Genomic DNA, 13,977 nt, shown 5'->3' on the forward strand with positions numbered 1-13,977 from the left:
AAAGCGCATGCGGCCCTATCGCAACCGGGATGGTCACTCGGGCGTCGCCGGCTACGAGCTTGGCACGGACTGGATCAAAGTCCGGTTCGTCAACGGCGAGGACTACCGGTATTCGGCGGCCAACGCCGGTGCCGAGCACGTGCAGAACATGCAGATCCTCGCGCAGGCGGGCGCGGGACTGGCCACCTACATCAGCAAGTTCGTCCACGACGACTACGACCGCGAGGCCTGAAGGCCCCTCTTCCGCCGGGAGAGGGGTTGGGCTGAGGGTGCGGCCCTTGCACCACCGCTCGCCCTGAGCGCAGGTGTGCCAGCGCCGAAGTCTAAGGGCCCAGCGCCCACGCAAGTGCCGCACCCTCATCCGCCCCTTCGGGGCACCTTCTCCCGAGGAGAAGGAACAGTCATGCACACCGAGGCACCCATGACCAGCCAACTGCTCGACCCCGGCTACGCCCTCACCCTGCGCCCGATGCGCTATCCGGCGTTCTACGAGATGTACCGCGCCGCCATCCGCAACACCTGGACGGTGGACGAGGTCGACTTCGCGCCCGACCTCAACGACTTGAACGGCAAGATGAATCCGGCCGAGCGCCACCTGATCCAGCGCCTGGTCGCCTTCTTCGCCACCGGCGACACCATCGTGGCCAACAACCTGGTGCTCAACCTCTACCAGCACGTCAACGCACCCGAGGCGCGCATGTACCTCTCGCGCCAGCTGTACGAGGAAGCGCTGCATGTGCAGTTCTACCTGACCCTGCTGGATACCTACATCCCCGATCCCGGCGAGCGGCACAAGGCGTTCGCGGCGATCGAGGCGATTCCCTCGATCCGCACCAAGGGCGAGTTTTGCTTCCGGTGGATCGACTCGATCCAGCACCTGCATCGCCTGGAGTCGCGCCAGCAGCGCCGGCAGTTCCTGCTCAACCTGATCTGCTTCGCCGCCTGCATCGAAGGGCTGTTCTTCTACGGCGCCTTCGCCTACGTCTACTACCTGCGTTCACGCGGGCTGTTGCACGGGCTGGCGTCGGGCACCAACTGGGTGTTCCGCGACGAGAGCGGCCACATGGCGTTTGCCTTCGAGGTCGTGCGCACGGTGCGCGCCGAGGAGCCGGAGCTGTTCGACGCGGAGCTGCGCGCGCAGGTCGAGCAGATGCTGGAGGAGGCGATCGCCTGCGAGACGCAGTTCGCGCAGGACGTGCTCTCCGGCGGCGTGGCGGGGCTCTCGGTCAAGGACATGCGCCAGTACCTCGAGTATTGTGCCGACCAGCGCCTGGCTCAGCTCGAGATGCCGAAGAAATACGGCGCCACCAACCCGTTCGACTTCATGGACCTGCAGGACGTTCAGGAGCTGACCAACTTCTTCGAGCGGCGGGTCTCCGCCTACCAGGTCGGCGTGCAGGGCGAGGTGGCGTTCGACATGGCGTTCTGAGAGGCTGCGCCGTCACCCCGCCACGAGGCACCGATGAGCCTGGCCGACGTCACCGTGCTGTTCGACGGTCCGCTGCTGCGGATCACCGGCATCGACTGCCGCCATCCGCGCGGCGGCTGCGGCTGCGAGCGGGGCGAGGAGCGTACGCACCTGGCGCTGTTGCGCCGCGGCGGCTTCGGCTACCACCTGCGCGGCGCCGTGCACGTGGGCGATCCGGCCACCGCGCTGCTCTACCGTGCCGGCGACAGCTATCGCATATCCCATCCGTTCGATGGCGGCGATGCCTGCACCTGTTTCGAGCCGGCGCCGGAACACGAGCAGGAGCTGTTCGGTCGACGCCTGCGCGGACACGGCGATGCTGCCCGCGCGATCACGCCCGCCGGGCAATACCGACATCGCGCGTTGCACGCGGCACTGGCGTGCGGCGAGGGCGACCGGTTGGTGATCGAGGAATCCGCTTCGGCGCTTTGCCAGGACATCCTGCAAGGCGAGCCCGTCCTGGCGGCACCGCTCTCGGCCGCCGCGCGCCAGCTGGCGCGACGGGCCCAGGAAGCGCTGCTCGCCGACCCCGCCCAGGATGCCGGCCTTGCCGTGCTGGCCGCGCGCGTCGGCTGCTCGCCGTTCCATCTGGCGCGCGTGTTCCGCCGTGCGCATGGCACGAGCCTGGCTGGCTACCGCACGCGGCTGCGTCTGGCGATCGCGCTGGAGCGGCTGGCCCAGGGCGCGGACGATCTCGCCGCGCTCGCCTGCGAGCTGGGCTTCAGCCACCACAGCCATTTCGGTGCGGCGTTCCGTCGGCACGTGGGGCTCACGCCCGCTGCGGCGCGCGCGCGGCTGCGGCCGGACGCCCTGGCCAAGACGAACAGGCATTTGCGAGCAGGCATTTGATAGCGCCGCCCGTGGCCGTCCGCTAGCGTTCCTGCGGCTCCGGAAAGTCCGGAGCGCCCGGCCCGACCGGGCCCGTTACCGGAGGATGCCCATGAAGACCGTCCTAGCCCTGGCCGCCCTCGCGGTCGCCTTCCACGCCCGCGACGCCCGAGCTACCTCGGCCCACGCCATGCTGCCGCCGGCACTGGCCCAGGCCGTGGCCGCATTCGACCGTGCGCAGATGGATGGCGACGGCGGCGCGCTCGGGCGCCTGCTCGCCGACGACTACGTGCTTTTCAACAGCCGCGGCCTGGTCGAGGACAAAGCCGCCTTCATCCGCGACTACACCGCACCCGGCTCCTCGATGAAGCCGTTCACGGTGGAACAGGAACTCGTACGGCACTGGCCCGGCGGCGCCGTGCTCGGCGGCGTGGTCACGCTGCAGGGCACCAGCGAGGGCAAGCCGTACAAGGTGCGCCTGCGCTTTGCCGACATCTGGGCCAAGCGCGGCGGCCGCTGGCAGGTGATCTTCACCCAGGCGACCCGCGTGCCCGGCGGCTAGGGCGCGAGAAAGACGGACTCCCATGGACCCGAACAGAGGCTGAAGCGAGCGTAAAGATTTCGTTGGGTTGTCATATTGCGGCCCCTACAATACGCAGGCTGCGCCCTTCTGGCGCCGTGCCCCGCCGTGCGGACTGCCTCCCCTTTGGGAGATGGCGCTGCCGTGGGCACAGAAACGTGTCCGTCACAACCTCGGGAACCCCATGAACTCCATGATCCGCGCGCGCGTCCTTCCGCTTGCCATCGCCTCGCTGCTGGCAGTGGCCCCCGTGGCCGCCCAGAACATCACCACTTCGGGCGCGCTCGGCCGCGTACTCGATGCACAGGGCCAGCCGGTCGCCGGCGCCACCGTGACCATCGTGCACGAGCCTTCCGGCACCACCAAGACGGTGACCACCGACGCCGACGGCCGCTACGCGGCGCAGGGCCTGCGCGTGGGCGGCCCGTTCGCGATCAGCGTGAGCAAGGCGGGCCTGGCCGGCGCCGAGCAGGACAATGTCTACCTGCAGCTGGGCCAGCCATCCTCGATCAACCTCACGATGGGCGGCGCTGAAGCGGCCGCCAAGACGCTCGGCGCGGTGACCGTGTCGGCGTCGGCGCTGCAGCAGACCTTCTCGACCGAGAACAAGGGCCTGTCCACCACCATCTCGCAGCGCCAGCTGCAGGCCACGCCGCAGGGCAACCGCTCGATCGACGACGTGGCGCGCCTGGATCCGCGCATCACCGTGACCGACCAGGGCACCGGCGCGATCTCCGCCGCGGGCATGAACAACCGCTACAACAACATCGCCGTGGACGGCGTGACCCAGGGCGACCCGTTCGGCCTGAACGCCAACGGCCTGCCCTACCAGAAGTCGCCGATCTCGCCCGAGACCATCGCCGAGTACAACATTTCGACCGCCAACTACGACACCTCCTCCGACGTGGTCGGCGCCGACGTCAACGCGGTCACCAAGTCCGGCACCAACCAGTTCCACGGCTCGGTGTACTACGCCTACCGCAACGCCAACCACCTGGTCGGCGATGCCGGCTGGCTGTCCAGCAGCGACCCCGGCTACCGCTACAAGGGCTACCAGAAGGACGCCACCTACGGCTTCAACGTCGGCGGCCCGATCGTCAAGGACAAGCTGTTCTTCTTCGTCTCGGCCGAGCACGAGAAGACCACCGGCATCGGCGCGGACTCCGCCAACGGCCTGGACAACACGTTGGGCAACGGTCCTTCGACCAGCAACAAGGTCTCGCCGGGCGACCTGCAGAAGATCATCGACACGGCCAAGCAGCTGGGCCTCACCCCGGGCACGTTCGGCGGCTCGACCGGGTTGACCTACGACGACAAGCGCTACCTGGGCAAGATCGACTGGAACATCTCCAACAACCACCGCGCGAGCTTTACCTACCAGCGGACCAAAGAGCTGCTGCCGGCGGTGGGCGGCAACAGCCCCAGCAGCGTGGGCTTGACCTCCTACACCTATACCAAGGCGATCACCACCGACAACTACGTCGCGCACGTGTTCGACGATTGGACCGACAGCTTCTCCACCGAGGCCAAGGTCGGCTACCAGAAGTACCTGCAGGACACCACCGCGCCGTTCCAGCAGCCGGCGGTCAACGTGAACCTGTCGTCGACCGGCAAGGGCCCGTCGGTAAACCTGGGCGAAGAGCAGTACCGCCACTACAACCACATCGACACCAAGAAGCTCAGCGTCTTCCTTGCCGGCACCTACTACCTGGGTGACCACGCGATCAAGGGCGGCATCGACTACCAGCGCAACAAGATCAACAACCTGTTCGGCCAGTCCGAGTTCGGCGTGTACTCGTTCTGGGGCCTGGCCAACTTCGCCGCCGGCAACTACAACCAGTACTCGCTGTACCACCCGGCGCCGGGCTACACGCTCAACGACATTGCCGGCAAGTGGACTTACAGCCAGGTCAGCCCGTTCCTGCAGGACACCTGGCAGGTCAACGATGCGCTGTCGGTGCAGTACGGCGTGCGCATGGACATCCCGCACTCCAGCGACCGGCCGGTCTACAACGCCGCCTTCGCGCAGGCCTTCGGCTATCCGAACAACTACACGGTCGGCTCGTCCAACCGCGTGGTGGAGCCGCGCGTGTCGTTCAATTACTCGTTCGACACCCAGTACAAGACCCAGCTGCGCGGCGGCGCCGGCCTGTTCCAGACCAACCCGCCGACGGTGTGGATGACCAACCCGTTCCAGAACAACGGCGTCACCCTGCTCAACTACAAGTCGTTCAGCCCGGCGAGCGCGCCGTTCAGCCCCGACCCGTTCCACCAGAACATTCCGGCCGGCGGCGGCGCGGGCTCGATCGACACGATCGACAAGAACTTCCGCCTGCCGACCGTGTGGAAGATGAGCCTGGCGCTGGACCGCGAGCTGCCCTGGTGGGGCCTGGTGGGCTCGGCGGAGTACCAGCACATCAAGGTGCGTGACGGCATCCTCTACCAGGCGGTCAACTTCGGCGCGCCCACCGGCGTGCTGCCGGACGGCCGCGAGCAGTTCTGGAAGACCCCGGGCGAGGCGCCCACCTCGAAGGACGCCCTGGCCAACCAGAACCGCGCCTTCAGCACCGCCTCCACGCTGCTGACCAACACCAGCCGCGGCAAGTCCGACAGCCTGACCCTGGCGCTCAGCAAGCCGTTCTCCGACGAGTGGTTCGGCAACGTCAGCCTGACCTTCAACCACGCCACCGACGTCGACCCGGGCACCGACACCATCGCCTACAACGGCTACCAGCGGATCGCCCGCCTGAACCCCAATACCAACGTCGAGGCCACCTCCAACTACAACGTGGCCAAGGTGCTGAAGGCCTCGCTGACCTGGCAGCACGCGTTCTTCGGCGACTACAAGACGCAGGTGTCGGCGTTTTACAGCGGCCACACCGGCATGCCCTACACCTGGGTGTTCTCCAACGACGCCAACGGCGACAGCATCTCCGGTTGGGATCCGGTCTACATCCCGTCGGCGAACGATCCGAAGGTGGCCTACGCGCCGGGCACCAGCCAGCAGGTGATCGACCAGTTCCAGGCGTTCCTGGCCAACGACAAGTACCTCAAGGACCACCGCGGCCAGATCGCCGGCCGCAACGGCACGCACACCGCCTGGGTGAACGAGCTTGACATGAGCTTCTCGCAGGAAGTGCCCGGCATCTTCAAGGGCAACAAGGGCGAGCTGCGGCTGGACGTGTACAACTTCCTCAACCTGCTCAACAGCAACTGGGGCCAGCAGCGCAATACCGGCATCTACCCGACCCGCACGCTCGCCAGCTACGCCGGCGTGAATGCGCAGGGCCAGTACGTCTACACGCTGCCCACCGACAAGAACGGCAACTACCAGCCGCAGCAGCTGCAGACCTACGACGGCGGCTTCTACGACCCCAGCCGCGTGGTCTCCCGCTGGTCGGCGATGCTGACCCTGCGTTACTCGTTCTGATCCATCGGCTGCGGCCGGAACCACGACGGGCGCCTTCGGGCGCCCGTTTTTTTGCCCGACATGGCGCAAGCCCTATTGACTACAGTTGTAGTCATAGCTAGCCTGACTACAACTGTAGTCAGGAGTCCGCCATGCCACGCCCCACCATTGGCGACCAGGAACTCGCCCTGCTCCACTATCTGGCCGAACACGCCCCGGCCTCGGCCGGCGAAGTCGCCGCCGGCTTCGGCGAGGCGCGCGGTCTGGCCCGCTCGACCGTACTGACCATGATGGAGCGCCTGCGCGGCAAGGGTTACCTCAAGCGCCGCCAGGCCGGCGGGCTCTACCGCTACAGCCCCGCCACCGCGCCGGGCGAGGCGATGCGCCACGCGGTCGGCAGCTTCGTGGAGAAGACCCTGAGCGGCTCGGTGTCGCCGTTCGTCGCCTACCTGTCCGAGCGCGCGCAGGTCAGCGACGAGGAGCTGGCCGAGCTCGAGGCGTTGGTCGCCCAGCTGCAGTCGCGCCGCAAGGAGCCCTGATATGGACACCCTGACCCACGCCGCCAGCGAAATGGTTCAGCGCCTGGCCTGGAGCTCGCTGCAGGCCTGTCTGCTGATCGCCGCGGTGGCGCTGCTGCTGCGCCTCATGCCGCGGCTGCCGGCGGCCACGCGCAGCGCGCTGTGGTGGCTGGTCGGACTGCAGCTGTTGCTCGGGTTGGCGTGGGCCCGCCCGCTGGCGCTGCCGCTGCTCGCGCCGCAGGCATCCGAGGCTCCCGCAGTCGTGTCCGCGCCGGCCCCGTTGCCACACTCGCCGGAAAACAGGCCGTCGCAGACCGTGCTGCCAGTCGCGCCGTCCCGCCCGGTAGTGCGCGACGCGGGCTCGATCCCTGCCTGGCCCTGGTTCGCGCTGGCCGCCTGGCTCGCCGGACTGGCCTGGCAGCTGCCCCGGCTCGGCCACCAATGGCGCCAGGCGCGTGCGCTGCACGCCACCGCCGAACCGTTGGCCGACACGGCGCTGCGCGAGCATTGCCAGCGCCAGGCGCGTGCACTGGGCCTGCGCCGCTGTCCGGAACTGCGCCAGTGCGCCGTGATTGCCTCGCCGCAGGTCGGCGGCTGGTGGCGGCCGGTGGTGCTGCTGCCCGCGCAGCAGGCGCTCGATGGAGCCGAATGGGAGCTGGCCGTGGCGCACGAGCTGGCACACCTGGCGCGGCGCGACCTGTGGCTGGGCCTGGTACCGGCGCTGGCGCAGCGGCTGTTTTTCTTCCATCCGGCGGTGCGCTGGGCGATGCGCGAGTACGCGCTCCATCGCGAGGCCGCCTGCGATGCGCGCGTGATGCGCGACCACCCCATGGCCGTGCAGGCCTACGGCCGGCTGCTGCTACGGCTGGGCGTGTCCCACCCCCTCCACGCCGGCCTGGCCGGCGCTTCCCCCACGTTCGACAACCTCAAGAGGCGATTGCTCATGCTGCAGCAAAGCGTCAACGAATCGAACCCGCGCGCTCGCGGCTGGCTGCTGGTGGCCCTGGTCGCCATTGCCGGCGTGCTGCCGTACCGCGTTACCGCCAGCGAGGGCAACACCGAGGCCCAGACGGCTGCGTCGGTTGCCTCGGCGGCACCGGCCGCCTCGGCGGCACCGGCTGCACGCGCGGCACCTGCCGCACGTCCGTTGCCCGCCGCAGGCGCCTCGGCGACGCGGCCGGCGGGAGGCTATCTGCCGCCTCCGCCACCGCTCCCCCCACCTCCGCCGGCGGCGCCCCATGCGCCGCTGCCGCCGCCACCTCCACCGGCGGCACCCCACGCACCGCTGCCACCACCACCTCCGCCGCCCCTGCCCCACGTACGACTGGGTTTCCATACGACGCACAGCCACGTTTCCATCGACCGCGATGCGGCTGACGGGCTGGCCCTGTTCGACGGCGACGATGCGATCGTCAACGGCAGCGACCACGACCTCGAACAGGCCCGCCGCCTGCATCGCGATGGCCGGCCGATGCTGTGGTTCCGCAAGGGCGACAAGGCCTACCTGGTGCGCGATCCGGCCACCATCCGAAGCGCCAAGGCGATCTACCAGTCGGTGACCGAGATGGCGAGCGCGCAGGGCCAGCTGGCCGGCCGGCAAGGCGAACTGGCAGGACGCCAGGCGGGTCTGGCCGCCGAAGCAGCCGCCTACGCCCAAGAGCAGGCGCAGCTGGCCGGCGAGCTGGCCGGGCAGGCGGCGCAAGCCGGCGCCGATCCGGACGCCGCCGCGCAGATCCACGAGGCACGCCGGCGCGCACTGGAGCAGGCACAGATCGAAGCCCGCCGCGCGGCCAGCGAAAAATCGACCACGGCGCAGCGCCAGGCGCTCGAAGCACAGCAGGCCGAACTGGAACGGCAGCAGCAGGCCCTCGCCCAGCGCCAGCAGCAGGTCGGCCACCAGGCCGAGCAGCAGATGCGCCAGTTGCTGGACCAGGCCGTCCGCAGCGGCAAGGCCCAGGCGGTCGACGCCGGCTGAGCTCGCAGCCACACCCACGACAGGCCACTCGTCCCGGCCGCGGTGCCGCTCGTCGGCGCCGCGGTCGTGTTCGTCACCGCCCAAGCGACCGCAGGCCTCCGTCACGGCAGGATCCGGAGCACCTCGTCCACCGGAACCGGCCATGTCCTTTCGTTATCTTCGTTCCATGGTTTGTGCCCAGGCCTGCGGCCTGTTGCTGGTCTTGAGTTTCCATGCGCACGCCGCCGGCGCCGATGAGGGCGCGCACACCAAGGCCGCCGTGCTGGCGGTAGAAGGCCACTGGCTGCGGGCCGAGGGCACCGGCGACGTCGCCTGGCTCGCACAGATGCTGTCGCCGGCCTACCGCTCCGTCGGTGCCGACGGCCGCGTCCACGACCGCCACGCCATCGTTGAAGGCGCGCGCAAGAACCAGGGTTCGGACCGCGCCATGCGCGAGATCGACGCCTACCTCAAGACCCATCCCACGGATACCCGCGTGCTGCTGGACGGCGACCTGGCGATCGTCTCTTTCTACGACCCGGCGCCCGCACCCGAGCGCCTGCGCTCGTCGGACGTGTTCGTCTATCGCGACGGCGGCTGGCATGCGATCTATTCGCAGCACAGCGCAATGAAATAGGCCTGCCGGCCGGCCGCAAGGGCGCGGATCGCCGCGCCCTTGGTCGATGGCGGCCGTCTATCGGCTGCTGACGTGCACCGCGCCGGCCTTCAGCTGTGCGCCGGGAGCAAGGGTGTAGTCCGAGCCGCCGCCGCTCGCGCGGCCGGTGGTGAGGTAGATCGCTGACCCCTTGCCTAGGCCGATCACGTTGGCCGCCACGTGCACCTGCTGGCCGGTGAGGTAGGCCGTGCCGCTGTTGCTGCCGTTGGCGTAGAAGACCAGCGGCGTGGCGATGGTGAGCCGGCCCGTCGATGCGCCGATCAGCACGCCGTCCAGCGCGTTGGTCTCGCCGAGCGCCTTGCCTCCCGCCCATACCCGTCCGCCGAGGTCGACATTGGTCTGGGCGTTGATCCACAGGCTGCGGCCCGCACCCGCATACGGCGCGCGCAGGTCCAGCACGCCGGTGTTGCTGAAGCTGCCGGTGGAGGCGTTGTCCTGCAGCCGCGCGCTGAAGTTGGCGTTGATAGTGAAATTGCCGCGGATAGTGCCCGCGTTGCTGATCGAGTAGTCGCCGTCGGCGCGGAAATTGGGCGACTGCGTGTCCGAGCCGGTGGCGATCTGGCCGAAGCCGGAAAGCAGGCCGCGGTTGCGGATGCTGCCGTTGGTGACCTGGGCGATCAGGTCGGCATACAGCGGCTTGCCGTTGGCGCCCATCACGCTGGTGATGCTGCCGCCGTTGACCAGGTCGCCGCCGCGCACCATCACGGCGCCCGGCGAGCCCTGGGTGTCGTTGGCGTCGACCAGCGCGATCGCGCCGGTGTTCACCAGGCTGCCGCGCGACACGTCGAGGTAGCTCACGCCCTGGATCCGGCCGCTGTTGGTGAACTGGCCGAACGAGCGCAGCGCGCCGGCCGCGGTCGGGCTCTCGATGCGGCCGCTGTTGATCACCCAGCCGCGCGAGGTGAGCACGCCCTGCGTGGTGAGCAGACCCTTGTTGTTGAGGGCGCCGACGGTCACGTTGCCATTGGCGTCGAGGGTGTTCCGGTTTTCAAGCTTGCCGCGGATGGCGAAACCATTGGCGAGCGTCAGCGTGCCTTCGTTGACGAGCCTGCCATCGACCTGCGCGCCGGCCAGCGAGAGCACGCCCCGGTTGGTCGCGCTGCCGGCGGAAGAAAAGCCGTCGATACGGCCACGCTGTCGCCCGGAAACACTCAGCGTGGCGCTGCCATTGTTGGTGCCGCCACGACTCGTGGCACGTCCCGCGGCCAGTTCCAGCGGGCCTGCGAACGCGCCAAGGTCGACGTTGACGTTGCCGCCGCCGGCGATCAGCACCCTGCCACCGCCGCCGAAGAACGCACCCGTCAGCACGGTGACGTCGCCGCCCCTGCCGTCGCGCTGGATCGAATCGCTGGAGCCGTTGAAGCCCGTTGTCGCACCCGGCAGCAGGCGATTGCCGATCAGCCCGACCGTGCGGTCGGAGAGGATCTGCGCCTTGGCACCGACGATGATGCCGTTGCCGTTGGCGACGAAGACATCTACGCCATGCGCATCGAGCGCACCGAGGATCTGCGAGGGGTTGCCGCTGCTGTCGATGTTCAGCACGGCGGCGCCCGCGGTGCCGCCGAAGTTCACCTTGGCGCCCGAACCGATGTTGAAGCCGGCCACGCCGCCGGCATTGATGTCGCCGCGCGCGTTGCCCTTGCCCCAGTCGATCACCGCCGGCCCGTTCAAGGTGAGATCCATGTTGCCGGCCGAAAGGTGGCCGACGGATACCTGGCCGGAAACCACCCGGCCCTGGCCAGGCAATTGCGTGACGGTGAGGTTGGCGGCCGAGGCCGGGGCGCCGAGCAATCCTGCTGCGACGGAAGCGGCCAGGGCCGTGAGAATGAAGAGGCGATCGCGCATAAGTACTTCTCCCGCGAGGGAAACTGCAAAGGGGCTGGGACGCCATCCACACGTGGAGATGACGCAATCCAAACATCCCATTCAGTCCGTCGTCAGTCGGTGAAGCGGGCACGCGCGCGAGCGCCGGATGCACATCGTGTGATCGCCGGCACAGATTCTTCCTGTTGACTCCGCTTGGGCTCCGGTTCCGGGAGCCGACTTGCCAAAAAAAGCGAAGGCCGGGACGAGCCCGGCCTTCGGTCGATCTACCGGCAGTGCCCGGCTTCAGTCCTTCGGCGCGGTGAAGGCGAACCCCTTCGGCGGCATGTCGCCGGCGAGGTAGGTCACGAAGTAGTCCCAGCGCCGGCGCATGGCATAGGCACCCTTCTCCATGCCATAGCCGTGGTGCACGTTGGGGATCAGAAGCAGGTCGAAATCCTTGTTCGCCTTGATCAGCGCGTCGGCCACCAGCAGCGTGTTGGATGGCGGCACATTGTCGTCGATGGTGCCGTGCACCAGCATCAGCCGGCCCTTCAGCTTGGCTGCGTGGCTCTCGTTGGCCTGGTCGTCGTAGTTGGTGGTGCCGTCCTTGTTCTTGACCAGCGGGCCCTGGTACTTCTCGGCCCAGTCGTCCTCGTAGTTGCGGTTGTCGTGGTTGCCGCTCTCGGACCAGCCGACCTTGAAGAAGTCCGGATAGCGGAACATCGCATCGGCGGTGGCATTGCCGCCGCCGGAGTGGCCCCAGATGCCGACGCGGCCGAGGTCGATCCACGCGTAGCGCTTGGCCAGTTCCCTGATGGCGGCGACCTGGTCGGGCAGCGTGTTGTCGCCCATGTTGCCGTACCAGGCGTCGTGGAAGGCCTTGGAGCGCCACGGCGTGCCCATGCCGTCGATCGCGACCACGATGAAGCCGAGCTCAGCGAGGGCCTGGTTGTCGCCGCGCGAGGCGAGGAAGTCGCGCCCTCGCACCGAGCCGGTCTGCGGGCCCGGATAGATGTAGTCGACGATCGGGTACTTCTTGTGCGGGTCGAAACGGGTCGGCTTGAACAGCATCCCGTACAGAACCGTCTTGCCATCACGCGCCTTCACCGTGATCGGCGTCGGCGGCACCCAGCCGGCGGCGCGCAGGCGGCTGATGTCGCCCTTGGCGACGGTGGCGAGCGTGCGGCCATCGTGGCTGTCGCGCAGCACCGTGACCGGCGGTTCGGTGGGCGATGAATAGGTATCGACGAAGGCATGCCCGTCCGGCGAGAGGGTGATCTCGTGGTTGGCCGCCTCCGGCGTCAGCAGCGTGGGCTTGCCGCCGTCCATGCTGACCTTGAAGAACTGCTGGTAGTACGGATCCACCCCAGGCGTGCGGCCGACGCCGCGGAACCACACGGTGCGCGTCTTCGGATCGACCTTGAGGACCTCGGTGACGTTGCCCTCGCCGGTGGTGATGGCGTGCTTGAGCTTGCCTGTGTCCAGGTCGTAGAGGTACAGGTTGCCCCAGTTGGTGCGCTCTGAGAACCAGATCGCCTCGTGGCTCTCGGGCAGATAGAACCAGTTGACCTGGCCGTTGCCGCTTTCGTAGTAGGTCGGCACGTGCTCCTCGAACACCGTGCGCACCGCACCTGTCTTCGTATCGGCTATGCGGAACCATTCGTCCTTGTGGTAGCGCGAGGTGGAGACGAAGGCCAGCGTCTTGCCGTCGTTCGCCCACTTGACGTCGTCCCAGCCCCCGTCGGGGCCGCAGCTGACGTCGTCGCACAGGGTCGAGCGGTGCTGGTCCGGCGGCATCTTCAGCCGCACCACCTTCCTGTTCGGCACGTCGATGACGACGCGCTCGATCATGGTCACGTCCTTGTCGCCGGCGAGCGGACCCTTCCACTTCAAGAGCTCCGAGTGGCCGACCTGCGTCTTGAGCAGGTACATGTCGCCGGTCTTGCGCTCGTCCTGCTGGAAGGTGGCGATCTGCTTCGAGTCGGGCGACCACACCAGGATCGCATTGTCGGTGTGTTTCCAGCCGGCGTTATCGGTGGCGTAGCCGAAGTTCTCCACGCCGTCGGTGGTGAGCTGGGTCTCCTCGCCGGTGGCCACGTCGCGCAGCCACAGGTTCCAATCGCGGATGAAGGCCTCGCTCTTCTTGTCCGGCGATAGCACGCCCGGTTCCTTGCCTGCCTTCTTCGCCACGCATTCGCCCTGCGCGCTCTTGAGGTCGCACAGGTAGTGCTTGCCGTCGAGCTGGACGTCCAGGCGGCCGTCGGCGGCCACCACGTACTCGCGGATGCCGAGCTTGTCGGCCTTGACCGGCTTGGCCCGCGCCTTGCCCAGCGCCGCGGCGAGGCGGGATTGGTCGAATGCGTCGGTGGCCTTGCCGGTGGCGGCGTCCATCACGCGGTAATGATCGCCCTTGGCATCGTGGTCGACGTACCAGAAGTGGCCCTCGTCCAGCCAGGTCACGCGCTGGATCGCATGATCGACCAGCGGCGCGGTGTTCGGTCCCAGGAAGCGCTCCGCGCGTGCATAGTCGTCCGTGGTCAGCGTGTGCCCCTGCGCCCAGGCGCCGGTGGCCACCAGGCCAAGAGCCAGCGCGCCGGCCAGGCGCGAACTGCCGATCATCGATGCCATCGTGTTTCCCCTTGTCAGTACAGCCATCGGCCGATGCTAACGTGCCGGAAGTCATGGCACCCATGCCATTAGTGGGGGGCGTTGACGGCGTGCCGGAGGCGTCGTCACGC

Annotated in this window: 10 protein-coding genes; 8 read left to right on the plus strand and 2 right to left on the minus strand. The window is 68.3% G+C overall.

What is annotated here, in order from left to right; genetic code table 11:
- The first annotated feature begins 7 nt into the window (after window positions 1-7).
- From VGU65_RS10200 to VGU65_RS10235, 8 genes are all read left to right on the plus strand, one after another.
- On the plus strand, window positions 8-232 hold the full coding sequence (locus VGU65_RS10200) for a hypothetical protein (RefSeq protein WP_327475350.1): 225 nt from the start codon (window positions 8-10) through the stop codon (window positions 230-232).
- Between the two features lie 189 nt (window positions 233-421).
- Complete coding sequence (locus tag VGU65_RS10205) at window positions 422-1,429, plus strand: ribonucleotide-diphosphate reductase subunit beta (protein ID WP_327475352.1); 1,008 nt, start codon at window positions 422-424, stop codon at window positions 1,427-1,429.
- 33 nt (window positions 1,430-1,462) lie between these two features.
- Complete coding sequence (locus VGU65_RS10210) at window positions 1,463-2,317, plus strand: helix-turn-helix domain-containing protein (RefSeq protein ID WP_327475354.1); 855 nt, start codon at window positions 1,463-1,465, stop codon at window positions 2,315-2,317.
- A 91-nt stretch (window positions 2,318-2,408) separates the two neighbouring features.
- Window positions 2,409-2,858, plus strand: coding sequence for a nuclear transport factor 2 family protein (locus VGU65_RS10215; RefSeq protein ID WP_327475356.1), 450 nt, complete (start codon window positions 2,409-2,411; stop codon window positions 2,856-2,858).
- A 202-nt stretch (window positions 2,859-3,060) separates the two neighbouring features.
- Window positions 3,061-6,306 (plus strand): TonB-dependent receptor, encoded by a 3,246-nt coding sequence (locus VGU65_RS10220; RefSeq protein ID WP_327475358.1) that lies wholly within the window; start codon window positions 3,061-3,063, stop codon window positions 6,304-6,306.
- 131 nt (window positions 6,307-6,437) lie between these two features.
- Complete coding sequence (locus VGU65_RS10225; protein WP_327475360.1) at window positions 6,438-6,824, plus strand: BlaI/MecI/CopY family transcriptional regulator; 387 nt, start codon at window positions 6,438-6,440, stop codon at window positions 6,822-6,824.
- A gap of 1 nt (window position 6,825) precedes the next feature.
- Window positions 6,826-8,778: a M56 family metallopeptidase gene (locus tag VGU65_RS10230; protein WP_327475362.1), complete on the plus strand. Its 1,953-nt coding sequence runs from the start codon at window positions 6,826-6,828 to the stop codon at window positions 8,776-8,778.
- Window positions 8,779-8,920: 142 nt separating this feature from the next.
- Entirely contained in the window at window positions 8,921-9,394 is a 474-nt protein-coding gene (locus VGU65_RS10235) for a nuclear transport factor 2 family protein (RefSeq protein ID WP_327475364.1), read from the plus strand.
- A 57-nt stretch (window positions 9,395-9,451) separates the two neighbouring features.
- On the opposite strand, the gene VGU65_RS10240 is transcribed toward VGU65_RS10235, so the two are convergent.
- The gene (locus VGU65_RS10240) at window positions 9,452-11,278 is read right to left on the minus strand and encodes a filamentous hemagglutinin N-terminal domain-containing protein (protein ID WP_327475366.1); all 1,827 of its coding nucleotides are present in this window, start codon (window positions 11,276-11,278) and stop codon (window positions 9,452-9,454) included.
- 264 nt (window positions 11,279-11,542) lie between these two features.
- Window positions 11,543-13,867: a S9 family peptidase gene (locus VGU65_RS10245; RefSeq protein WP_327475368.1), complete on the minus strand. Its 2,325-nt coding sequence runs from the start codon at window positions 13,865-13,867 to the stop codon at window positions 11,543-11,545.
- Between the last annotated feature and the right edge of the window lie 110 nt (window positions 13,868-13,977).

The sequence above is a fragment of the Frateuria sp. genome (genome assembly GCF_035943815.1).
Lineage (GTDB): Bacteria > Pseudomonadota > Gammaproteobacteria > Xanthomonadales > Rhodanobacteraceae > Frateuria_A.

What these genes read in the sequence shown, in the direction of transcription:
- VGU65_RS10240 (WP_327475366.1), bottom strand. Translation starts at nt 11,278, where the DNA reads ATGCGCGATCGCCTCTTCATTCTCACGGCCCTGGCCGCTTCCGTCGCA.
- VGU65_RS10205 (WP_327475352.1), top strand. Translation starts at nt 422, where the DNA reads ATGACCAGCCAACTGCTCGACCCCGGCTACGCCCTCACCCTGCGCCCG.
- VGU65_RS10220 (WP_327475358.1), top strand. Translation starts at nt 3,061, where the DNA reads ATGAACTCCATGATCCGCGCGCGCGTCCTTCCGCTTGCCATCGCCTCG.
- VGU65_RS10210 (WP_327475354.1), top strand. Translation starts at nt 1,463, where the DNA reads ATGAGCCTGGCCGACGTCACCGTGCTGTTCGACGGTCCGCTGCTGCGG.
- VGU65_RS10200 (WP_327475350.1), top strand. Translation starts at nt 8, where the DNA reads ATGCGGCCCTATCGCAACCGGGATGGTCACTCGGGCGTCGCCGGCTAC.
- VGU65_RS10230 (WP_327475362.1), top strand. Translation starts at nt 6,826, where the DNA reads ATGGACACCCTGACCCACGCCGCCAGCGAAATGGTTCAGCGCCTGGCC.
- VGU65_RS10245 (WP_327475368.1), bottom strand. Translation starts at nt 13,867, where the DNA reads ATGGCATCGATGATCGGCAGTTCGCGCCTGGCCGGCGCGCTGGCTCTT.
- VGU65_RS10225 (WP_327475360.1), top strand. Translation starts at nt 6,438, where the DNA reads ATGCCACGCCCCACCATTGGCGACCAGGAACTCGCCCTGCTCCACTAT.
- VGU65_RS10215 (WP_327475356.1), top strand. Translation starts at nt 2,409, where the DNA reads ATGAAGACCGTCCTAGCCCTGGCCGCCCTCGCGGTCGCCTTCCACGCC.
- VGU65_RS10235 (WP_327475364.1), top strand. Translation starts at nt 8,921, where the DNA reads ATGTCCTTTCGTTATCTTCGTTCCATGGTTTGTGCCCAGGCCTGCGGC.